The sequence below is a fragment of the Pedobacter sp. SG908 genome, from assembly GCF_011759615.1.
Lineage (GTDB): Bacteria > Bacteroidota > Bacteroidia > Sphingobacteriales > Sphingobacteriaceae > Pedobacter > Pedobacter riviphilus.
Window position 1 is genome coordinate 341,405 of the sequence record NZ_JAAOYY010000002.1, and the last position, 22,790, is coordinate 364,194.

24 protein-coding genes are annotated in these 22,790 nt (G+C 38.1%); 12 read left to right on the forward strand and 12 right to left on the reverse strand.

Annotation, left to right across the window (positions count from 1 at the left end):
• The first annotated feature begins 140 nt into the window (after window positions 1-140).
• The 4 genes from FHT21_RS16405 (at window position 141) to FHT21_RS16420 (ending at window position 2,719) form a co-directional block, all read left to right on the forward strand.
• Window positions 141-551: a GxxExxY protein gene (locus tag FHT21_RS16405; protein WP_208398974.1), complete on the forward strand. Its 411-nt coding sequence runs from the start codon at window positions 141-143 to the stop codon at window positions 549-551.
• A 346-nt stretch (window positions 552-897) separates the two neighbouring features.
• Window positions 898-1,272, forward strand: a complete 375-nt coding sequence (locus FHT21_RS16410; RefSeq protein WP_167295854.1) for a hypothetical protein — start codon at window positions 898-900, stop codon at window positions 1,270-1,272.
• A gap of 112 nt (window positions 1,273-1,384) precedes the next feature.
• Complete coding sequence (locus FHT21_RS16415) at window positions 1,385-1,954, forward strand: Crp/Fnr family transcriptional regulator (protein ID WP_167295855.1); 570 nt, start codon at window positions 1,385-1,387, stop codon at window positions 1,952-1,954.
• Window positions 1,955-2,038: 84 nt separating this feature from the next.
• The gene (locus FHT21_RS16420) at window positions 2,039-2,719 is read left to right on the forward strand and encodes a type 1 glutamine amidotransferase domain-containing protein (RefSeq protein ID WP_167295856.1); all 681 of its coding nucleotides are present in this window, start codon (window positions 2,039-2,041) and stop codon (window positions 2,717-2,719) included.
• Window positions 2,720-2,772: 53 nt separating this feature from the next.
• On the opposite strand, the gene FHT21_RS16425 is transcribed toward FHT21_RS16420, so the two are convergent.
• Window positions 2,773-3,027, reverse strand: a complete 255-nt coding sequence (locus tag FHT21_RS16425) for a hypothetical protein (protein WP_167295857.1) — start codon at window positions 3,025-3,027, stop codon at window positions 2,773-2,775.
• 149 nt (window positions 3,028-3,176) lie between these two features.
• Here FHT21_RS16425 and FHT21_RS16430 point away from each other — a divergent pair, with 149 nt between their 5' ends.
• Window positions 3,177-4,559, forward strand: a complete 1,383-nt coding sequence (locus tag FHT21_RS16430) for an MBL fold metallo-hydrolase (protein WP_167295858.1) — start codon at window positions 3,177-3,179, stop codon at window positions 4,557-4,559.
• Between the two features lie 98 nt (window positions 4,560-4,657).
• On the opposite strand, the gene FHT21_RS16435 is transcribed toward FHT21_RS16430, so the two are convergent.
• Together FHT21_RS16435 and proB are read right to left on the reverse strand one after the other, a co-directional pair.
• Window positions 4,658-5,905: a glutamate-5-semialdehyde dehydrogenase gene (locus FHT21_RS16435; RefSeq protein ID WP_167295859.1), complete on the reverse strand. Its 1,248-nt coding sequence runs from the start codon at window positions 5,903-5,905 to the stop codon at window positions 4,658-4,660.
• Between the two features lie 102 nt (window positions 5,906-6,007).
• Complete coding sequence (gene proB, locus FHT21_RS16440; protein ID WP_167295860.1) at window positions 6,008-7,087, reverse strand: glutamate 5-kinase; 1,080 nt, start codon at window positions 7,085-7,087, stop codon at window positions 6,008-6,010.
• Between the two features lie 292 nt (window positions 7,088-7,379).
• Between proB and FHT21_RS16445 the strand changes: the two genes are divergently transcribed.
• The 4 genes from FHT21_RS16445 (at window position 7,380) to def (ending at window position 12,020) form a co-directional block, all read left to right on the forward strand.
• A complete protein-coding gene (locus FHT21_RS16445) occupies window positions 7,380-9,530 on the forward strand; it encodes a S9 family peptidase (protein WP_167295861.1) in 2,151 nt (716 codons plus the stop codon).
• 126 nt (window positions 9,531-9,656) lie between these two features.
• Window positions 9,657-10,109 carry a hypothetical protein gene (locus tag FHT21_RS16450; protein ID WP_167295862.1) on the forward strand — a complete coding sequence of 151 codons (453 nt, stop codon included), beginning with the start codon at window positions 9,657-9,659 and terminating at the stop codon, window positions 10,107-10,109.
• 26 nt (window positions 10,110-10,135) lie between these two features.
• Window positions 10,136-11,368: a pitrilysin family protein gene (locus FHT21_RS16455; RefSeq protein WP_167295863.1), complete on the forward strand. Its 1,233-nt coding sequence runs from the start codon at window positions 10,136-10,138 to the stop codon at window positions 11,366-11,368.
• A gap of 91 nt (window positions 11,369-11,459) precedes the next feature.
• Window positions 11,460-12,020 (forward strand): peptide deformylase, encoded by a 561-nt coding sequence (gene def / locus FHT21_RS16460; RefSeq protein ID WP_167295864.1) that lies wholly within the window; start codon window positions 11,460-11,462, stop codon window positions 12,018-12,020.
• 193 nt (window positions 12,021-12,213) lie between these two features.
• Here the strand turns inward: def and FHT21_RS16465 are convergent, their stop codons facing one another.
• Genes FHT21_RS16465 through FHT21_RS16475 form a run of 3 tightly spaced genes read right to left on the reverse strand, consistent with a single transcriptional unit; the run spans window position 12,214 to window position 14,259 of the window.
• Window positions 12,214-12,849, reverse strand: a complete 636-nt coding sequence (locus tag FHT21_RS16465; RefSeq protein WP_167295865.1) for a carboxypeptidase-like regulatory domain-containing protein — start codon at window positions 12,847-12,849, stop codon at window positions 12,214-12,216.
• Window positions 12,850-12,902: 53 nt separating this feature from the next.
• Entirely contained in the window at window positions 12,903-13,148 is a 246-nt protein-coding gene (locus FHT21_RS16470) for a NifU family protein (protein ID WP_025141622.1), read from the reverse strand.
• 34 nt (window positions 13,149-13,182) lie between these two features.
• Window positions 13,183-14,259, reverse strand: a complete 1,077-nt coding sequence (locus tag FHT21_RS16475; RefSeq protein WP_167295866.1) for an Mrp/NBP35 family ATP-binding protein — start codon at window positions 14,257-14,259, stop codon at window positions 13,183-13,185.
• Between the two features lie 131 nt (window positions 14,260-14,390).
• On the opposite strand from FHT21_RS16475, the gene FHT21_RS16480 reads away from it, so the two are divergent.
• From FHT21_RS16480 to FHT21_RS16490, 3 genes are all read left to right on the forward strand, one after another.
• Window positions 14,391-16,553 carry a biosynthetic peptidoglycan transglycosylase gene (locus FHT21_RS16480; RefSeq protein WP_167295867.1) on the forward strand — a complete coding sequence of 721 codons (2,163 nt, stop codon included), beginning with the start codon at window positions 14,391-14,393 and terminating at the stop codon, window positions 16,551-16,553.
• Window positions 16,554-16,693: 140 nt separating this feature from the next.
• Window positions 16,694-17,236, forward strand: coding sequence for a hypoxanthine phosphoribosyltransferase (hpt, locus tag FHT21_RS16485; RefSeq protein WP_167295868.1), 543 nt, complete (start codon window positions 16,694-16,696; stop codon window positions 17,234-17,236).
• A gap of 55 nt (window positions 17,237-17,291) precedes the next feature.
• On the forward strand, window positions 17,292-17,951 hold the full coding sequence (locus FHT21_RS16490) for a phosphatidylserine decarboxylase family protein (RefSeq protein ID WP_167295869.1): 660 nt from the start codon (window positions 17,292-17,294) through the stop codon (window positions 17,949-17,951).
• A gap of 322 nt (window positions 17,952-18,273) precedes the next feature.
• Here FHT21_RS16490 and FHT21_RS16495 read toward each other — a convergent pair whose 3' ends face one another.
• The 6 genes from FHT21_RS16495 to FHT21_RS16520 form a co-directional block, all read right to left on the reverse strand.
• On the reverse strand, window positions 18,274-19,449 hold the full coding sequence (locus FHT21_RS16495; protein WP_167295870.1) for a mechanosensitive ion channel family protein: 1,176 nt from the start codon (window positions 19,447-19,449) through the stop codon (window positions 18,274-18,276).
• 70 nt (window positions 19,450-19,519) lie between these two features.
• On the reverse strand, window positions 19,520-19,867 hold the full coding sequence (gene rplS, locus FHT21_RS16500; RefSeq protein WP_057930964.1) for a 50S ribosomal protein L19: 348 nt from the start codon (window positions 19,865-19,867) through the stop codon (window positions 19,520-19,522).
• A 138-nt stretch (window positions 19,868-20,005) separates the two neighbouring features.
• The gene (trmD, locus tag FHT21_RS16505) at window positions 20,006-20,680 is read right to left on the reverse strand and encodes a tRNA (guanosine(37)-N1)-methyltransferase TrmD (RefSeq protein WP_167295871.1); all 675 of its coding nucleotides are present in this window, start codon (window positions 20,678-20,680) and stop codon (window positions 20,006-20,008) included.
• Between the two features lie 51 nt (window positions 20,681-20,731).
• Entirely contained in the window at window positions 20,732-21,343 is a 612-nt protein-coding gene (locus FHT21_RS16510) for a hypothetical protein (protein ID WP_167295872.1), read from the reverse strand.
• Window positions 21,344-21,389: 46 nt separating this feature from the next.
• Window positions 21,390-21,917 (reverse strand): ribosome maturation factor RimM, encoded by a 528-nt coding sequence (gene rimM / locus FHT21_RS16515; RefSeq protein WP_167295873.1) that lies wholly within the window; start codon window positions 21,915-21,917, stop codon window positions 21,390-21,392.
• A gap of 183 nt (window positions 21,918-22,100) precedes the next feature.
• Window positions 22,101-22,673, reverse strand: coding sequence for a 30S ribosomal protein S16 (locus tag FHT21_RS16520; protein WP_167295874.1), 573 nt, complete (start codon window positions 22,671-22,673; stop codon window positions 22,101-22,103).
• Between the last annotated feature and the right edge of the window lie 117 nt (window positions 22,674-22,790).

Genomic DNA, 22,790 nt, shown 5'->3' on the forward strand with positions numbered 1-22,790 from the left:
GCACATAAAACTATATGCCCTATATACCTATATGGCCCATTAAACATATAATTAAAATTGACCATATAGATATAGAGTTCATAGAGGGACTTAAACTATTTGTTCACTATAATACAGCCAAATTAAAATTTAAACAAATTATGACGACCAAATCTAGCTTAAGAGAATTAACCTATAACGTAATTGGGGCAGCCATTGAAATACACAAATCGCTTGGCCCCGGTTTATTAGAAAGTGTTTATCACGAATGTATGAAACATGAACTTTCACTTAGAGGCTTGGGGTTTTTAAGCGAAATATCTACGCCAGTTAGCTATAAGGATATCGTTGTTGCGACAATGCTCCGTTGTGATCTCCTTATTGAAGACTGCCTTGTTGTTGAAATAAAAGCTGCAAAAATTATCGAGCCTATTGCAGAGGCACAAATATTAACCTACATGAAATTGCTCGAAACACCTCAAGGATTAATCCTAAACTTTAATTGTACAAACATTTTTAGCGATGGACAAAAAACATTTGTAAACGATTTTTACCGATATTTAGCTGACTAAGCAATGCGAAACCCTATACCCAATACCAACCCCTGAACTTAGGCCGAAATAATCCAAATTTTGAAAAAGAGAAGGAACACCGCGGGCAAATTCCTGTATACTGAACAGTTTTAGAGTTTGGCATTAGCAAATTATTGTTCCCACTTCAAGCTAATCTTAAGCATAGTCCCAAATAGCTAAATACAGCAATCAATCAACTATTAAGCAGCATGTTACCAACAGAAAATAAAATTTAATTTCTCTTTTAAGCTTTCTGTATCTAGCATAGAAATCACCCTTTGGCATAGTCATTGTCATAGCTCTGTTACATTTATTACCTATTTAAAAACTAAAAAAAGTGAAAGAGATGAAAAAGACAGTTCAAATTTTCAGCATGCTTTTAATAGCATTAACCGTAATGGTATCATGTAAAAAAGATACCGATCCCGCAGATCGCGATTTCTTTGTGGGCACCTACAAAGGTTCTGTTTCGTATCGAAGCGGTCAAAATACCATTACCAGCAGCGATGGAAAAGTAACCGTGAGTAAAGTTGGAGAGACCTATAATTTTTACTTTGGTAATAACATTCCGGATATTACAGGAGTAAAGTTTGAAAAGAAAGGTGATAACAGCTATGTGAGTATCGGTTCGGGTTTAACAGGCATTAGCATCGATGCCAGCAACCTAACCATCAGGGTAGCCAAAGACAGTCAGATCTGGACTGCCGATTGTACCAGATAACAAGGAATAATTCAAAAATAAGGCCCGGCTCGCAGTCGGGCCTTATTTTTTGTCCTTAGTTGGTTCTGAAATCAAAAACGAGTTTCATGCTTAATTTAGCTAAATTTATAGCATGAGTTTTGAATTAAAAACACACCTCGAAGAAATCATTTCCCTTAGCGACCAGGAGTTTGAGCATATAGCAGCTTATTTCAAACCCAAAACGCTAAAAAAGCACCAGTATCTGATTCAGGAAGATGAATTTGTTAATCATATCTATTTTGTAGTTAAAGGTTTATTAAAGGCCACATTTACGGATGCCAATGGTAAAGAGTATATTATCCAGTTTGCGATGGAAAACTGGTGGCTTTCCGATTTCAGGGCTTTTTATGGTCATGTTAAATCAATTACCAACATCAGCTGCCTCGAAAACTCCGAACTACTCTCCATTAGCAAAGAAAATTTAGATCAGTTATGTAGCGAAAGCCATAAAATGGAGCATTTTTTCAGGATAAAAAACAGTTTGGGCTATGTCGCTTTACAGCAAAGGATTTTATCGCTCTTAACCACAAGCCCGAAAGAGCGTTTCGAACAACTCGCACAACAGTATCCGCAATTGATGCAACGGGTTTCTAAAACAATAATTGCAGCATACCTGGGCATTTCGAGAGAAACCTTAAGCAGACTTTCGGCAAAAGTGTGATTTTGCGCACATTAAATTTGTGATTGAAGTCCTTTGCTACCAGAATCACCTGCACTAATTTTGTGATACACTTAGCATAAAAATATGAATAAGAAAGTTTTATTCGTGCTTACTAGCCACGACGAATTAGGAAACACAGGTTTAAAAACGGGTTTTTGGTCAGAAGAATTGGCAGCGCCCTATTATGCCTTAGCCGATAAAGGTATTGATATTGTTTTGGCCTCACCAAAAGGTGGTCAGCCACCAATCGACCCTAAAAGTGAAGATCCTTCTTTTCAAACCGAAACGACGAAAAGAATGGACAAAGACACTGTTCTTTTGGCCAAATTAAAGAATACTACCCCATTGGCTGATGTAGTGATGGATGATTATGATGCGGTTTTTTATCCAGGAGGCCACGGACCACTTTGGGATTTAGCAGAAAGCGCAACATCACAGCAACTCATTACCGAATTCTATACCGCCAACAAGCCTGTTGCTTTTGTATGTCATGCTCCGGGAGTGCTTAAGGATGTAAAGGTAAATGGCGAATACCTGGTGAATGGAAAAAATGTAACCGGGTTTACCAATACCGAAGAAGAAGCGGTACAATTAACAAATGTAGTACCTTTTTTAGTAGAGGATATGTTGATAAAAAATGGTGGACATTACAGCAAGATAGCCGATTGGAATCCTTATGCTGTAGTGGATGGTTTATTGATTACCGGACAAAATCCGGCTTCATCAGAAAAAGTTGCAGAAGAGTTGTTAAAGCTCCTTGCCTAAATTTAAATCCTCAACAACGATGGGCGAAACTAATCGCTGTTGAGGATTTCTTGCTATAATTCGTCTTCTTCCTCGTCTTCAGGTTCAGGTACATAATTTTCAATCGCCTGTCCAATTGCATTCACTTCTTCATCTTCCTCAAAAATCGGAAGTTCGGTTTTATAGTCCATTTTCAGCCAGATAGCTGAAGTATCTTTCTGGATCTGAATGTACTCCTTTCCATCTTTAAAAATGGTATACGAATCATTCCCTTCCGGAAAAACTGAATAATTAATCGGCCCTATCTCTATATCAAAAGGTTCTTGCATAACTGATATTTTCTTACAAAGATAAAAATCTTTTGAGGTTAAAGTTAGAGAAGCAGATCAACTATAATTAAAAAATTACGTCTTATTGTTTAAAAATCCCGTCAATTATATTACTTTACGGCTAATGATTTTACGCGATAGATAAGAAGATGAAGTTAACGTTTTGGGGAGCAGCACAGCAGGTAACAGGCAGTATGCACCTGCTCGAAATTGGGCATTATAAAATACTGATAGATTGTGGATTAGATTACGAGAAGGAAACCTACCAGGAAGAAAACCAACAATTCCCCTTCGATCCAGCAAGTATAAACCTGGTCATTTTAACCCATGCCCATATCGATCACTCTGGTAATTTGCCAACATTGGTTCGATTGGGTTTTGAAGGCCAGGTGCTTTGTACACCGCCCACAGCCGATCTTACTTCGATATTATTATTCGATTCTGTTGAACTTTTCCTAAGAAAAGCAGGTCGCAAACCACGTACTAAACGCGGTAACTTCAGCGGGCCAAAACCTTTGTACCTGCACAAACATGTAATGGATACAATCGATCGTTTTGTAACCATTGCATTTAATAAGCCCTTTAAGATTAATGGAGATATTAGTTTAACCTTTGTGCCTGTTGGTCATTTATTAGGTGCTGCGGCAGCTATTTTAACCATAAACGATAATGGCATAGAGAAGAAAATTGCTTTTACGGGCGATATCGGCAGAGAGAACTACCCGGTGTTGGTTAATCCAGAGCCCTTGCCAGAAGTAGACTATGTAGTAAGTGAGGCCACTTATGGCGGCAGAATGCACACCAAAGATCAAACACTGGAAGAAAGATTGGTTCAGGAGATTACCGAAGCCTGTATTAAAAGCCCTGGTCGATTGATTATTCCTGCATTTAGTATTGGCCGTACACAATCGCTGGTATTTGCCTTAAACCAGATTTTCACCAAAAAACTATTACCACCTATTCAGATTTTTGTAGACAGCCCGATGGCCATACAAGCTACCGAGGTTTACCGCAAACACCATAACCTGGTAAACCAGGAAGCGAAAGATTTTTACCAAACCATGGGCGATGAGTTTGAATTTGAGCACCTGGCTTATGTTCAAAGCATGAAAGAAAGTAAAGATGTTTCCAATTATTTTGATCCCTGTATTATTATTTCATCTGCGGGTATGCTGGAAGGCGGAAGGATTCAGGATCACTTATATTACAACATTCAGAACTATTACTGCACCATTCTTTTTATTGGCTATTGTGCCAAAGGAACGCTTGGCTACAAACTATTAAGCGGAGCACCGATTGTCCGGATCAAAGACCGAGAAATGATGGTTTACGCCACCATCCGCCAAACCGATCTACTCAGTGGCCATGGTGATCATAACGATTTAGTAAAAACAATTAAACAAACCGGTCAGCCTAAAAAAGTTTTCCTGGTGCATGGTGAAGATAAAAGCCTGCAAAGTTTATCATTGGCATTACAAGAAGATGGTTTTTACGTGGAGGTGCCTGAAAGGGGAGCGACGTTTGAATTATAAGTTAAATTGTTCATTCGTGTTTTATGGCTCATGGTTTTTTAGTCCATAGATCAATCCAAAACTTAGGATTCTTCATTACATTCAGAATGACAATAACATCAACCCCTCACTTGTCCATCACCTCTAACCACCCACTTATAACTGGTTAATTCTTCAAGTCCCATTGGTCCGCGGGCGTGAAGTTTTTGTGTACTAATGCCTATTTCGGCACCAAGGCCAAACTGTGCACCATCCGTAAAGCCGGTAGAGGCATTGGCATACACCGCAGCAGCATCTACTTCATTTAAAAATTGGGCGATATTAGCAGCATCTTCAGAAATAATGGCTTCACTATGTTTAGAGCTATAATCGGCAATGTGGTTCAGTGCCTCAGCTAAATCAGCTACTATTTTAACAGCTAGCCTTAACGATAAAAACTCGGTACCAAAATGTTCAGGTGAAGCTTGGTTTAATAGGTGAGATGGATAAGAAGATTTTAATACGCCATAGCTTTTTTCATCTGCATATAATTCTACATTTCCATCAGCCAAAGGGGATAAAAGTACTGGCAGATCATTCAATCTGTTTTCGTTAACCAGCACACAATCTAAAGAATTGCAAACACTCACCCTCCTGGTTTTAGCGTTAAAAATAATCGCTTTTCCTTTCTCTAAATCACCCGTCTCATCAAAATAAGTATGAACAATTCCGGCTCCGGTTTCAATAACCGGGATTTTACTGTTTTCGCGAACATAATTGATTAAGGATTGACTTCCCCTCGGGATTAGCACATCTACAAAACCTCTTGCATTCAATAAAGCTTCAGTTGCTGCCCGTTCCGCAGGCAAAAGCGTTAAAACATCTGTACTGATTCCGTGTTTATGCAACACAGTATGAATTACTTTTGCAATAGCCAGATTCGAAAATTCAGCATCACTGCCTCCTTTTAGCACAGCAACATTTCCGGTTTTAAAACAAAGTGAAAATACATCAGCGGTAACATTTGGTCGTGCCTCGTAAATTACTCCAACTACTCCCAAAGGCACACTAACTTTTTGTATATGAAGCTGGTTCTGCAGCGTTTTATCCGAAAGAATTTTACCCAGTGGACTGCTTAAACTCGCAACATTTTCAAGATCTTTCGCAATATCCGCAATACGTGCTGCGCTCAACTTTAACCTGTCATATTTAGGGTCTTCTATAGGCATTTTAGCTAAATCCTTTTCATTTTCAGTAAGAATCTTCTCTGTGTTTGCCACTAAAGCAGCAGCTAGATCTATTAGGACAGCATCTGTTGTTTCTTTGCTTAAGCTAACCAAAGTACGACTTGCCTGTTTTGCTTTTTCGAAGTATTGTTTGTAATCCATTTTGTTAATTATTAACCGCAAAGAGCGCCAGGTTTTCGCAGAGAAACACAAAGCTAGTTGCGTTCTTTTGCGTCTTCTCTTTGTGTCCTTTGCGGTAAACCTTTAAATAGCCGAATAAAAATAATCGTAATGTACCAGCGCTTTCTGTTTCTTCTGCCCAATTCTTTCTCTGGCTTTATCAGAGCCATATTCTGCAATACCCAATCCGATCAGGTTGTTTTTTTCGTCGATAATTTTAATAATATCGCCTTTTAAAAAGTCGGTTTGTATTTCGATAATCCCTACGGGCAACAAGCTGGTTGCTTTACCTGAGGTTAGTACCGCTTTTGCGCCATCATTTAATTTCACCACACCAGTTGCCGCGGTTTCAGAATGGGCAATCCATTTTTTCTTGCCTGATTTGCTTTTTTCGGGCACAAAACGTGTATGCACCAATTCATTGTTTAATAGAGAAGTCAGCACATCTTCTTTCGTCCCGTTGGCAATATGGACTGTGATGCCCAGTTTAGCCACTTTTTGTGCCATGGTTGATTTAGTAATCATTCCACCACGGCCAAACTGAGATTTACCCGTTTGTATAAAAGAAGCCAGGTTAGCAACCGAACCATTAATTTCCTCAATAACAACCGATCCTTCAATTTTCGGGTCGCCGTTGTAAATGCCGTTTACATTGGATAAAATAATCAAGGCATCAGCATTTAACATCGAGGCGATTAATCCTGCCAATTCATCATTATCGGTAAACATCAGCTCAGTAACCGAAACCACATCATTTTCATTCACCACAGGGATTACCTCATTTTGAAGCAAAATCTGTAAGCAATTTTTCATATTTAAATAATGCGCCCGGTCACGGAAATCTTCTTTCGTAACCAAAACCTGTGCACACTGAATTTCATGGGTGGCAAAAAAATTAGCGTAGGTATTAATCAGTTTAACCTGACCAATGGCCGCTAATAGTTGTCTAGTGGTTACAGCATCTTGTTTTTCAGATACCTTAATCAAACTTCGGCCCGATGCTACTGCACCTGAAGATACCAAAATAACTTCAATACCAAGTTTTTTTATATCTGCCAGTTGATTTACAAGGTGTTTAATCCTTGCTTCATCAGGCAAACCATTCGCTTGTGTAATTACATTCGAACCAACTTTAACAACTATTTTTTTATACCCTAATTTCATTATTATGTTCAAGCAATTTGATGCGGCAATTTACCATCAATTTTTCTAATTCAGATGATTATCTATAGGCATAATGGATTTTTACAAAAATGGCAATGAAGAGAAGTCCCGAGTTGGAAGTCCTCAGTCTTGAGTCCACACATCAATGAATAATAATCAATCTTCAATCATATGCGGTATTCTTTCTGCATTATACCTACAAATGAACTATTGAGCCAATTAATGAACTAATGGCAACTGAACTATTGAACTAAATTATTTAAATTGCATTCAACCTAAATTCAAATCACCTATGAAACGTATCTTACCCAGCCTAATCGTACTTAGTGCAATTACGGCTTGCAATAACCCACAAAAGAAAGAAATGAAAGCGATTAAGTGGCCTGATGCCAAAGCTCCAGTAGCAGAAATTATCCCGCACCAAAGAGTTATACACGGCGATACCGTAGTAGATAATTATTATTGGATGATCGATTACTTTAAAAAAGGTCCTGACAGTACAAAAGTTGTCGATTATTTAAAAGCCGAAAATACCTATCTCAACACGATGATGAAAAGTACAGATCAGTTCCAGGCTGACCTGTTTAAAGAAATGAAAGGGAGAATTAAGGAAAAAGATGAATCTGTACCTGTTTTCAGGAACGGCTATTTCTATTATACCAGAACCGAAGACGGGCAACAATATTTTAAATATTGCCGTAAAAAGGGGAGCTTATCGGCCGCTGAGGAGATACTCTTAGATGTAGATCAACTGGCAAAAGGCCATGCCTACTACAGCGCAACAGGATTTAGCGTTAGTCCCGATAATAAACTTTTAGCTTTTGGCGTAGATCAGGTTTCGCGCCGCCAATATACCATCAATGTTAAAAATTTAGAAACTGGCGAAATGCTAAAGGATGCTATTACCAATACCGAAGGTGGGGTAGCATGGGCCAATGATAATAAAACGCTTTTTTATACCTCAAAAAACCCGGTTACACTATTAAGCGAAAAAATCAAAAAACACACGCTTGGTACCGATGCTAAAACGGATGTGGTTGTTTATGATGAAAAAGACAACAGTAATTATATCGGCGTAATGAAATCGAAAAATGGCCGTTTTATTTTCATTGTATCACAAGGAACATTAACTACCGAATATAGGATGATTGACGCCGATCATCCAGAAGCTGCTTTTAAAATATTTTCGCGCCGCTCAAAAGATGTATTATACGATATTTTAACGGTAGATGATAAGTTTTACATCATAACCAACTGGAATGCTAAAAACTTCCGTTTAATGCAATGCCCGCTGGATAAAACAGAAAAAGAAAACTGGAAAGAGGTTATTCCAAACCGTAAAGATGTTTTACTTGAATATGGAGAAGAATTTAAAGATCACCTGGTATTATCAGAACGTAAAAACGGCTTGACCGAGCTGCATGTACTAAAAAAGGATGGCAGCGACTATTACCTTAAATTCGATGAGCCCGTGTATGCTGCCGGTATTGGTGCAAATCCAGAATATAATAGTAAAACATTACGTTATTCGTATACTTCTTTAACTACGCCAAATTCTGTTTACGATTACGACCTGGAGAAAAAGGACAAAAAATTGATGAAACAACAGGAAGTTGTTGGTGGTTACGATCCAAAAGATTATGTAACGGAACGTATTTTCGCTACGGCAAAAGACGGCACAAAAATACCGATCGCCTTAGTTTACAAAAAAGGCTTTGAAAAGAATGGCCATGCACCTTTATTGCTCTATGCTTACGGATCTTACGGTTCGAGTACAGATGCAAATTTCTCTTCGCCTAGATTGAGCTTATTAAACCGTGGCTTTGTTTTCGCTATTGCGAATATTCGTGGCGGACAAGAAATGGGGCGCCAGTGGTATGAAGATGGTAAACTGATGAAAAAGAAAAACACTTTTACCGATTTTATTTCGGCTGGAGAATATTTAATTGAACAGAAATATACCTCAAAAGGCCATTTATATGCACACGGAGGTAGCGCAGGTGGTTTACTGATGGGTGCTGTGGCCAATATGGCACCTGGTTTATGGAATGGTATTATTGCTGATGTTCCTTTTGTAGATGTAATTAATACCATGCTGGATGAAAGTATCCCGTTAACCACCAATGAGTTTGATGAGTGGGGTAATCCGAAGCAAAAAGCAGCTTACGATTATATGAAAAGCTATTCCCCTTATGAAAATGTAGAGAAAAAAGCTTACCCAAATATGTTAGTTACTACAGGCTTACACGATAGCCAGGTGCAGTATTTCGAACCGGCCAAATGGGTAGCTAAATTAAGGGCCACAAAAACCGACAAAAATGTTTTACTGCTTAAAACTAATATGGAATTTGGTCATGGTGGTGCATCTGGTCGTTTTGACTATTTAAAAGATGTTTCTTTAAGATGGGCTTTTTTATTCTCGTTGGAGGGGATAACGAAATAACATTGCTAGCTTTATGCGGTTCGTCATTCCCAACTTGATTCGGAATCTTAATGCAATGGCTTTAAGATTCCCGCCTGCGCGAGAATGACGATCGCTCTTTAACAAATCACATATATTTTACCCACAATGAACACCAAACTAAAAACACTCCAGATTATCCACCTTGCTTTATGCTCCGGCGTTTTCCTATTTGCATTAGTAACCATCTTTCTCAACCGTGAAATCATGTTTTTTGATGCCAACCCCAAAACCACTTCGCCTTTTAACCCAATATTTCCAATTATGGGATTGATTACCATCTCGGCAAGCATCTTTTTTCACAGAAACTTAATGGCAAAAATCGACAAAAACGCAACAGCTGAGACCAAGATCAACATGTATCAAAGTGCATTTATCATTAGCGCAGCAATGCTAGAAGGTGGTGCGCTCTTCAACATTGTTGGTTTTTTTATGACACGTAATTCATTTTTTTTAATATTCGGGGCTGCTAACTTTATCTTTTTAATACTTAAAAGGCCAACCAGAGATAAATTGATTTCCGCTTTACAATTGCAATACCCGGATACCGAGTCATTGTAAGCAATTAGCCTTATCTTTGCCCCTCAATGGAATACAATGTTCACACTTTGCCAAACGGCATACGCTTATTGCACGTACCTTCAGCCTCAGCTATATCTCACGCATGCATCATCGTCAACGCAGGATCGCGAGACGAGCCTGAGGGCAAAGCGGGTTTAGCACACTTTATTGAGCATTTGATTTTTAAGCGTACCGAAAAACGGAGCACTAACCAGATATTAAATCGTTTAGAGAGTGTTGGGGCAGATTTAAATGCCTATACCACGAAAGAATATACCTGTGTGCACGCTTCTTTTTTAAATCCATATTTAGATAGAACATTAGATCTTTTTAATGATATACTCTTCCATTCTACTTTTCCCGAAGAGGAAATGGATAAAGAGAAAAGTGTAATCCTGGATGAAATTTCTTCTTATCTGGATCAACCCGAAGAAGCTATTAATGATGATTTTGAAGATATGCTTTTCGCTGGCCATGCTTTGGGCAACAATATTTTAGGCACAACCGAATCCGTTCAGCATTTTACCCGTGAGGATGTAATTAATTTTAGAAAAGCGAATTACCGCACCAACGAAATTGTGGTGGCAGTTCTAGGCAATTATACCTTAAATAGTGTTATAAATAAAGGAAGCAAACATTTTGCTGATGTTGAAGAGAACAATCCAGATAAAGTAAGGGTAAAACCCAATATACTTCCGCAAAGCAATACTACTATTTATAAGCCGATTATGCAGGCACACTGCATTTTAGGCACGCAGGCATATTCTACACACCAATTGCAAAAGGTGCCTTTAATGCTGTTAAATAATTACTTTGGCGGCAATGGTATGAGTTCGGTATTAAATCTGCAGATCAGAGAAAAATATGGCATTGCTTATACCATCGAATCTAATTTTTCGCCTTTAAGTGATACCGGTATTTTTTCTATTTATTTCGGAACGGATAAAGAAAAACAGGCCAAAGCACTCTCTTTAATTTTTAAGGAGATTAAAAAGCTCAGAGAACATCCTTTAAACGAGGTACAGCTTCAAAAAGCCAAAAACAAATTTATCGGACAGATTGCTTTGGGTGAAGAAAACAGGATCGGTTTAATCATTTCAATGGCAAAAAGCCTGATTGATCACAACAAAATCGATTCTCTGGAAACTGTTTTCGAGAAAATAAATGCAGTTACCACCAAACAAATGGCAGAAGTTACCGATGAGATTTTAAATATCGAGCAACTGAATATCTTTACTTTCTGCCCAATAGAGGAATAATTCTTATTTTTGTAAAAAATGCTTTTGCATTGCTTTACTTTTCCATCATTGCTTCGTGCCTCGCAATGGCGGATGACATAAATATAATACAATGAAATTACCAATAGTAGCTTACGGCGATCCTGTTTTAAAAAAGGTGGGAGCCGATATTGATAAAGATTATCCAGAATTAAAACAATTGATCAGTGATATGTTCGACACCATGTATTATGCAAATGGTGTAGGCTTAGCTGCCCCTCAAATTGGTTTACCCATACGTTTGTTTATTGTAGATACAGGTGATGGCGAAGACGGTACGCCGGGCTATAAGAAAGTATTTATCAATGCAGAGATTCTGGAAGAAACGGGAGAGGCCTGGAGTTTCAACGAAGGCTGCTTAAGTATTCCTGATATCCGCGAAAATATTATGCGCAAACCCAACATCAAGATTACTTATTTTGATGAAAACTGGGTAGAGCATACTGATGATGTTGATGGAATGCCAGCACGTGTAATCCAACATGAATACGACCACATTGAAGGTAAATTATTTACTGATAAAGTAAGTGTTCTTCGTAAAACCATGCTTAAAGGCAAACTGGATGCGATTTCAAAAGGAAATATCAAAACAGATTACAAAATGAAGTTTCCAAACAAGAGCAAAAAAAGATAGGTTCTGATGTAAGAGGGAAAATGGAAACGTTTTCCCTTTTTTTGTTTTAAGGCCTACCAACCTTAATTGCTCTCGGGCGTCATCCTGAATTTATTTCAGGATAACGGTTAACTAAAATAAACTTAAGATAATGATTAAATTGCATTTAATCTTCTGCATCCAAGACTAAGGACTTTGGACTTGAGACTCCCGACTAATTATTCCGGCTCTTATCGCCATCAAAGATCTGCTGCATCAGCTTGCCCCAGGCGAAAGGATTAAGCAGGGGATTGGTTTGCACCATATTCTTATTAATCATCCTATCAAAATTATACCGGTAATTCTGACTTCCGATTTCCTGCCCATCACGTGGCAAAGTTTGGATTAAACCATCTATTGAAGAGCGCGAGAGGTTTTTTTTGGCGATGGCCATATCATCATCCGCCAGTTTCATCGATAAAAACTCGCGGGTAAACTCTTCTGTTGTTGCCCAAGGGAAAACACGTACCGATGGTAAATCGATTACATTGGCTTTCAACTTAACCATAATCGTGTACTTGCTGTCTGGTGTACTTTCTGGAATCACTGTAGAAAACTTCTTGTAACCAATGGCGGTGAACAAAATGGTATCGCCCGGATTAACAATAAAAGTAAAATATCCCCTGTAATCGGCACCAACCCTTTTACTCTTGGCAGAAAGATTGGTGATGGTAACATAAGGTATTACGTTTGAGCTATCAATATCGGTAATAATCCCAGAAAATTGGATGAGTTTATCCTGTGCCGGCTTTTGTTGTGCAAAAGCGGTAACAGAAAAAATTAAGCAAATCAGGGCAATACAATATCTCATTAAGACAAAAGTAATTTTATTAATAAAACTTCCTTGTTAAATAGTGTTAAAGCTTATTCCTGCTCGGCCATGTTAACGGCAACTACTGAAGTGATCTGAGGAACGGCTTTCATAATGGCTTGTTCGATACCAGATTTCATAGTCATGAAACTCATCGGGCAAGAACCACAGTTGCCTAAAAGCTTAAGCTTTACTGTTCCTTCAGATGTAATTTCTTCAACAGAAACATCACCTCCATCAGCCTTTAAATACGGCCTGATAGTTTCCAATGCCTGTTCTACTTGTTCTGTTAAATTCATTATATATATTTTAATTTATAAAAATAGTAATTTTTTAGCAATTCACCATTTGCGCATTATTGATGGATATTTGTTGTGCAATTTTACTTGCAATATCTCCAAATATAACATCCAGCAAAGGATTTTGATTCAAAGCCACCGGTTTCCCTTGATCTCCGGCCTCCGAAATACTCTGGATAATTGGAATCTCACCTAAAAACGGCACATCAAAACGTGCTGCAAGCTCGGTTCCGCCACCTTTTCCGAAGATATAATATTTATTCTCCGGCAACTCTGCTGGCGTAAAATACGACATGTTTTCTATAACACCTAAAATCGGGATATTGATTCCCGGCATTCTGAACATTGCCAAACCTTTATGTGTATCGGCCAGTGCAACCTGTTGCGGTGTAGTAACCACAACCGCTCCCGAAATCGGGAAACTCTGCGTAATGGTGATATGTATATCGCCTGTTCCCGGTGGAAGATCTACAATCAGATAATCCAGCTCTCCCCAATTGGTATCGTTAAATAATTGTTTTACTGCATTAGATGCCATTGGGCCACGCCATGGCACCGGCTGGCCGGGATCTGCAAAAAAACCTAGGGACAATAGCTTTATTCCGTATTTTTCGATTGGTAAAATTTTCGTTTTACCATCAGCAGTTTCTTCTGCGCCCGGCTTAGCATCAACCAGATCGAACATGGTTGGTACCGATGGGCCATAAATATCGGCATCGATAAGGCCAACTTTAGCACCATCTTTAGCCAATACTACTGCCAGATTACTCGCCACAGTCGATTTACCAACCCCTCCTTTACCAGACGAAACCAAAATAATGTTTTTGATGTTATCTAATGATGATGAATTACTTGGCTGAGTAACCCTCGAAGTTACATTGATCATTACTTCTGCCGTTGGCGATACAAAATGCTTGATGGCATTTGTACAGGCATTTTTTAGCATTTCCTTCATCGGACAAGCCGGCGTAGTAAGCTCTAATGTAAAATTGACCTGGTTATCTGTTATCTGTAAATCTTTAATCATGTTTAAAGTAACCAGATCTTTTTTAAGATCGGGATCTTCAACATTTTTAAGCGCATCTAAAACTTGTTGCGGGCTAATCTGCATGGTATTAATTTAAATTCAAAATTAACAAAACATAGCCACAAATACTTTTATTTAGGCTTTTTAACTGTAATTTTAACACGAAATAAACATTTAATTGTTACGTTTAAGCAATTAACCATTTTAACGACTATATGCAAATACCAAAAATTAAGATCCCCAAAAAATATTTAAAAATCGGAGCCTGGGTTTTAGGTGTTTTTTTAGTTGTTTGTATTGCTTTAGGTGCGGTTGCCTATAGCAAAAGGGAAGCACTTCTTAAAAAAATGGTGGCTAAAGCAATTGCCAAGGCCGATAAAGATTATGACCTGAAGGTTAAAATCGGATCGGTAGGTTTTACCGGGCTCAGCACCGTTAAAATGACCAATATTTCTGTTGTTCCTAAAGATAGGGACACGCTTTCTAATATTAGCGAACTCAGTGTTGGTGTAAAACTTTTCCCGCTCATTTTTGGTAAAGTAAAACTCTCGGAAGTAAAACTGAACAATGGTTTTGTAAGCGTGGTACTTAAAGATTCGACAACAAATATCGATTTCATCTTAAAACGTAAGAAAAAAGACAGCACTCAGACCAATGGAAAAGCCAATTTACCGGAAATAGCCAGTAACATCTTAAATCAGGTTTTATATAAAATTCCTGACGATATGGATGTGAAAAACATGGTTTTTAAACTAAACGATCACGATACTGCCAAATTGAGTTTTGCAACCACTGCCACGATTGATGGCGGCGATTTAAAATCAACAATTGATGTGAACAATAACGAATCTACCTGGCATGTTAATGGCTACGTTAATCCTGGCAGTAAAGAGTTAAACTTTATGGCATATGCCGATGGAAAAAAGCTGGAATTGCCCTACCTCAACAATAAACTGCATGCCAAGCTTAGTTTCGATACTTTGCAAACAGAATTAAAAAATGCCAAATACAGTGGCGATGATTATAAGATATCTGGATCTTGGTCAGTTAAAAACATGTTGATCAATCAACCTCGAATTGCTTCAAATGATATTATTATCCAAAGTGCAAAACTGGACGCCGATATTTTAGTTGGACCTAATTACATTGCCTTAGACAGTACCTCAACAGCTTATTTAAAAAATGCACAGATCCATCCATTTGTTAAATATACTTTAGGAAAAAATAAAATATATGAGTTAAAGCTAAATGCCGAAGAGCAGGATGCTCAAGGTGTTTTAGATGCTTTCCCGCAAGGCTTGTTTGAATCGCTTGAGGGATTAAAAGTACAAGGCAAGGTTAAATACAGCCTTAACTTTTACCTGGACACCAAAGTGCCAGATAGCGTACGTTTCAACTCCACACTTACACCGGTTAATTTCAAAATTGTGCAGTGGGGCAAAACCAACCTGCAAAAAATCAACAATACTTTTGTATATACACCTTACGAGTACGGCAAGCCGATGCGTGATATTACCATTGGCCCATCGAACCCGAATTTTACGCCATTATCGGCCATTTCAAAGAATTTTATCAATGCCGTTTTAACAGCAGAAGATCCTTCGTTTTTTACGCATAATGGTTTTGTTGAAGAATCGATCCGCAAATCGATCGCCGTAAATTTTAAGGAAAAGAAATTTAAGCGTGGAGGCAGTACCATCAGCATGCAACTGGTTAAAAATGTGTATTTGAGCCGTCAGAAAACGTTGGCCCGTAAAGCCGAAGAGATTTTAATCGTTTGGCTTATTGAACATAACCATTTGATCAGCAAACAGCGGATGCTGGAGGTATATTTCAACATCATGGAACTGGGACAGAATATTTATGGGATTGGGGAAGCATCACGGTATTATTTTGGAAAACAACCTGCCGATTTAACCATTGGAGATGGATTGTTTCTGGCCAGTATTGTACCTAAACCAAAAGCATCGATGTATAAATTCATGGCTGATGGCAGCCTGAAACCTTATATGTTCAACTACTTCAGGTTTATGGGTAATATTATGGCCAGAAAAGGCTTAACACCTAGCGATACCTCAGGTTATGGCTTTTACAATGTTCGCCTGAGAGAAGGACTCCGTCGTTACTTGGCGCCTGATACTGCTGTGGTTGATACCTCTGCTTTTGACGACGACGGGGATGGCTTGCCTGTGGTAATTGTACACGATAAAAATAAAAACTTTTTTGAGCGCCTTTTTGGTGGCGGATCTAAAAAAGATACAACAACAAATAAACAGGCCACCACACCTGCCGATACTACTAAAACCAAAAAACAATTAAGACAGGAGCGAAGGGAAGAGCGAAGACGCCAAAAGGAACTGGAGAAAAGTCAGCAGTAGGCAGTTTTCAATTGACAGTTTACAGCTTTTAGTTAATCCAACGATTAACCCGTTAAACAATATATAATTAGCCGAAACCAGTTTTTAATTGGCGGTTAGCAGTTTACAACTTTCCAACATTTAAACTATTTAACATCAAAATGCACAAAATAAAAGTAGAGGATAAAGAGTTCGAGATATTTTTAGAAAATGATACCCTAAACAAAAGGATCCGTTTGCTAGGCATCCAGATGAATGTGGACTATGAGGGTAAATGCCCGCTATTTATTGGTATACTAAATGGAAGTTTCCTATTTATGGCAGATTTGATTAAAGAGATTAATGTACCTTGCGAAGTTGCTTTTATGCGTGTAGCTTCTTACCAGGGAACAGCAAGTTCGGGAAATGTAAAAGAACTGATCGGATTACCAGATAACATCGAAGGTAGAGATATTATCATTGTGGAAGATATTGTTGATACGGGCTTAACCTTAACGCATATTTTAAAAACGATAAATGAAAAAAATCCGGCGTCAGTTAAAGTAGCTTCTCTTTTACTTAAGCCAAGTGCTTTAAAACACGAAATTAAAGCGCTAGAATACGTTGGTTTTGAAATACCTAACGAGTTTGTTGTGGGTTATGGACTGGATTATAACGGCCTTGGCAGAAACCTGACAGATATTTATAGAGCAACTGGAGCATAATTTTTAGATTGGATTAATTTATTTTTCGCACCTTTGCCCAATAATTTCTAAAACAATGACCATACATAAAGAAGGCTACACCACCATTGCCTTAAGCATCTTGTTTATTTTCGTAATCAACGCAGTAGTCGATTATAAATATCATGATATCACCTGGTTGCGCTGGTTCATTTATCTATTTTCAGCTGCATTATTTATCATTGTATTGCAGTTTTTCCGCAACCCGAGCCGCAGCTTTTCTTCCGGCGAAAACCTGGTTATTTGCCCTGCAGATGGGAAAGTAGTGGTAATTGAAGAAACAGAAGAAGGCGAATACTTTAAGGATAAACGTTTACAGGTTTCGATTTTTATGTCGCCTATAAATGTTCACATTAACCGTAACCCGATTTCGGGAGTGGTTAAGTTCTTCAAATATCACCCAGGAAAATATCTTGCCGCTTGGAATCCAAAATCTTCAACAGAAAACGAACGTACTACAACCGTTGTCGAACATAAAAGCGGCACGTCTATATTATTCCGTCAAATTGCTGGTGCATTGGCACGTAGAATTGTATGGTATGTAAAAGAAGGAGATCAAGTTGTACAAACCGAACAATTTGGTTTTATTAAATTCGGATCAAGGGTTGATGTATTTTTACCAGTAGGCACAAAAGTGAATGTAGAACTTAACCAGGTTGTAAAAGGCGGAATAACTACATTAGCTATCTTAAGCTAAGGTCGTATATCATAAATATAGACAAGCCGTCACGATATAAAATCGGGGCGGCTTTTTTGTTATATCACAAATAAGAATTAGCCCGATGGTCTGTGGGTACTCAGACTAGGGCATTTGAAAAGATTTGAAACACAAAGGCTGCCAAATAAACCTGATAGTAACGGAAAGCTCGAAACGCAGTGGAGACTTGAAGTGAATAGCAGGAACAAACCTCAATAGTAGCTATGCCCTTGCTTTCCAAAAAAGAACAGCAAATTGTCTCGGTTACTCCACTTTTGCCATCTGTGAGACACAGACCACGGAAGCTAGCAACAGACTCCATCTAATCCATAGCATCATTACCCACCTCTTCATGATTACCTGCCTGAGTTGGCTTGTCGCTGATTAAACGTTGCGTTGGATAAGCAAAATCTGATTTGTTGCGAATAACGATATCCATAATTTCGAGATTGATTTCCTGCCTGATTTTAAGGAATTCAGCATATTCAAGTACAGTTACAAAATAGTTAACTTCCACATTCAAACCAGAATCGCCAAAGCTTTTAAAAGAGGCATTTCCATCGTCACTGGTGCCCTGATGTTGGTTAATATAATCCTGTATTTCGGAAATAATTTTTCTTAATGAATCGGAATTGGTTTCGTAGGTAAGCCCAATCACAAATGATACCTTACGCGAATTCCGTAACGAAAGGTTTTCTAAAACCCCATCAATCATACCCCTATTGGGCAGGGTAGCCATGGTTTTTTCGGAAGTTCTGATTCTTGTACTCCTAAAACCTACCTTTTCAACTGTACCTTCCACACCATCAACCTTTACCAGGTCGCCAACAGTAAAAGGTTTATCTAAAAAGATGGTGAATGAGCCTATTAAGTTCTCTAAGCTCTCTTTAGCGGCCAGAGCAATGGCAATACCACCAATACCCAAGCCGGTAATCAGCGTTAAAACATTAACTTCGAAAACAAAACCAAGGAGGGTGAAAAACCCGATAAAGATTACGATCGTTTTAAAAAGCTCCTTTAAGAAAGGAACCAGTTGATCGTCGGCCTTGTTATCAGTAAGCGAAGCTTTATACAGAAGCACATGGCTAATGAAGTCGATTATCCTTAAAATAATCCAAAAAATAGATAGGATGATCCCAAACAAAAATATCCGGTCGATACAATCGCCGATGGTTACTGGGATTAACTCTTTAACCTTGCCGATTAATTTGCTGTAATGAAATATAGCCACCTCTAACGGGTGTTTTAACTGGTTAATGGAAAGGTAAAGCGTAGTTAACAGGATAAAAACCTCAATGGGTTTTAGCAGTAAGGCAACAAAAGCATCGTTATGCGATTGATTGGAAAAGTTTCTGAAAAGCTTAAACAGCAACCTGCTTAACAGCTTAGAAACAATGTTCTTAAAAACTAAGCCTAAAAAAAGTATCCCTCCGAAAAGGAAATAGGCTTTTACGGTGTTACCCCAAAAAACTTGGTCGAAAAAAGCAGAATTTAACATTTGATAAAGGTACAAACAAAAAAACCTCCACGAAATTAATCGTGAAGGCTATATCTTATAATAAAGAATATTATTTTCTCAAAGATTTGATACGAGCAGCTTTACCAGTTAAAGCACGTAAATAGAACAATTTCGCTCTACGAACTTTACCATAGCTATTCACTTCTACTTTCTCAATGTTTGGAGAACTAAAAGGGAAAATACGCTCAACACCAACGCCGTTGCTCATTTTACGAACGGTGAAGGTTTCGTTAGCACCTGCACTGTTACGTTGTATCACAACACCTTGGTAAATTTGAACACGTTCTTTATTACCTTCGCGAATTTTATAGTGTACGCTCACTGTATCGCCAGACTTGAACGCAGGAAAATCTTTTTTCGCGATGGCCTGCTCTTCAACAAATTTTACTAAATCCATGATTTTAAGCTATTAAACCAACTTTCTTTACCTTGAAAATCGGATTGCAATATTAGGGATTTTTTTTCATATAAAAAAACCTATTTTAATTTTTTCCACAATCTTTATGAATTCCACATTCGATTGAGCTAAATGCTTCTATTCCAAAAGATCAGGGCGACGCGTTTTAGTTCGCTCCAAGGCCTGTTCATGCCTCCATTCGTTCACTTTAGCCTCATGGCCGCTTAATAAAACATCGGGCACTTTATGTCCACGCCAGTCTGCCGGGCGGGTATAAACTGGCGCATCAAGCAGCTCTCCCTGAAAACTATCGGATAGGGCCGAAGTTTCATCATTTAAAACACCTGGGATTAAACGCACAACAGCATCTACCACAATCGCAGCAGGCAGCTCTCCTCCACTCAAAACATAATCGCCCACCGATATCTCTCTGGTTACAAAGATATCCCGTATACGCTGATCTATGCCTTTGTAATGGCCACACAAAATAATGATGTTCTTTTTAATAGAGAGTTCGTTGGCTGTGCTCTGGTTTAAAGTAACACCGTCGGGGCTCATGAAAATAATCTCATCATACTCTCTTTCTGCCTGAAGTTTTTCGATACAAGCCGCAAAAGGCTCAATACTCATTACCATACCACTACCTCCGCCATATTGATAATCGTCTACACTTTTTTGTTTGTTGATAGCATAATCCCTCAGGTTATGCACAACAATTTCGGCAATGCCTTTTTTTTGTGCACGTTGCAAAATAGAATGAGCAAACGGACTTTCTAGTAAAGCGGGCAAAACTGTTATAATATCGAAACGCATGCTGCAAAGGTAAGTCTTTAGTCTTTAGTCCGAAATAGAATTTTGCTGTTTCTAAGCTGTCCACTGATCGTGTATTACAGCAACTAAATAATAATTATTCTGATATTTTTTAAAAACAAGCCTCAAACTGCTCCAGTCTAAACCATTATATTTTTGATCAAAACCACTGAAATAATATTCCGTAAAATGAAGTTGAGGATAAATCTCTTTGAGATTATTGATAGAATTGCCATTACCGATAAAAGAATCGTAGTCTTTTTTCTCTGCAGCCAAATAATCGGCATTGTAAATATAACGATCGATGTAAGGTTTAACCCTTAGCTTAATTGCTTCTCCTGATCCATCGAAATGCCCCCAGGTTAATATCCAATGTTTATCAATGGCTTCTAAAAAATCTTTGGCCAGGATTTGTTTATGTGTAAAATCTATAAAACCGTAAGGAGAAAAGCGCACACCTTCAGCAGGGTGGAAGTAGGAAGTAAAACGACTGTAATCTTTTGCTTTTAAAGCCTTTAATACTAGGGTAGCAACTTTTTGGATCGAATCTTTTTGGGTTATCTTTTGTGCTTTATTAAAAGCGTTTTTATTTCCGGCCTGATCATTTTGTTTGGTTTGATTGCAGCCAGAAAAAAGAATTACTGCGATGATAAGTAAATACCTCATAACAGATAGAACGAAAAACCGGAAAAAAAGTTTCTTGTTAAAGCTACTATTGCGCTAAATAAACGTCAAGCAATCCTTCAGGTAAATCGAGGTTTAATGTTTTTTCATCCTCATCGTATTCTACAATAAAGTCTTCATTTAGCGGGAACAGGATTTCGGTTTCTTTATACATCACTGTAGCCACAAATTGCTGCGGATATTCGTTTACTTCCAAAATTTCGCCCAATTCTCCCAAAGTTTCATCTATTGCTAAATAACCTTTAAAATCGGTATAGAAAAATTCTCCTTCTTCGCGTTCGGGCATTTGCGATAGGGGCAGGTATAATTTCTTTTTTAATAGTGGCTGTACTTTATCGATATGATCAGCATCATCAAAATTAAAGTAACCTGTTTTATTAGCCTGCAGTTTTGCCGATGCCACAAAGTAGGGAACAAGCTTACCGTTCATATCGGCAAATACCACATCAAATTCGAGTTGTTCGTATTCATCAAATTCGAAAAATACCTGAACTTCTCCCTTTAAACCCCTTGTTTTGGTAACGTAACCAATATAAAATGCTTCTTCGTGTTTCATTGCGACTAATGTGCCCTTAAAAGTAACGTCATCCTGAATTTATTTCAGGATCTATGACAAGAAAGATGTTGATTCCGATATAACATCGGGACAGCATGACGAACTGTAAATAATAATATCTTTTAAATAAAAATAGCGTTCCGAATATCCGAAACGCTATTTTATGAAACAAAATAATTAAAATTATTCTGCTCCTTCTTCTTTAGTAGCTTCTGCTGCAGGAGCCTCTTCAGTTGCTTCAGCTTCAACAGCTGGTGCTTCTTCAGTAACTTCTTCTTCCACAACCTCTTCTGCAACTGGTGCATTTTTAGCTGCGATAGCTGCTGCTTTATCTTCTTTTTTCTTAGCTTCTGCTGCTAATGCTGCTTTACGTGCATCTGCTTTAGAACTAGCTAAACTTTCTGATTTACCAGAAATTTTACCTGCTTTAGCATCTAACCAAGCTGCAAATTTTTCATCTGCTTGTTCTTGAGTTAAAGCTCCTTTTTTAACACCACCTTCTAAGTGTTTTTTGTATAAAACACCTTTGTAAGAAAGGATAGCACGAGCAGTATCAGTTGGTTCTGCACCACTGTTAACCCAAGCTAAAGTTTTTTCGAAGTTAATTTCGATGGTAGCAGGATTGGTATTTGGGTTATAAGAACCTAAACGCTCAATAAATTTACCATCACGTGGAGCGCGAGAATCTGCTACCACAACGTGGAAAAAAGGTTTTCCTTTTTTACCGAATCTTTGCAATCTGATTTTAGTTGCCATTTCTTTTTGTATTTATGTATTCAACATAGTTCCCGGAGCTTCATGCTGCGGGGCTGCAAAGATAACTAAAATACTGTAAATTAAAAACATAGTTTAATTTCTTTGTTTTCAGGATAT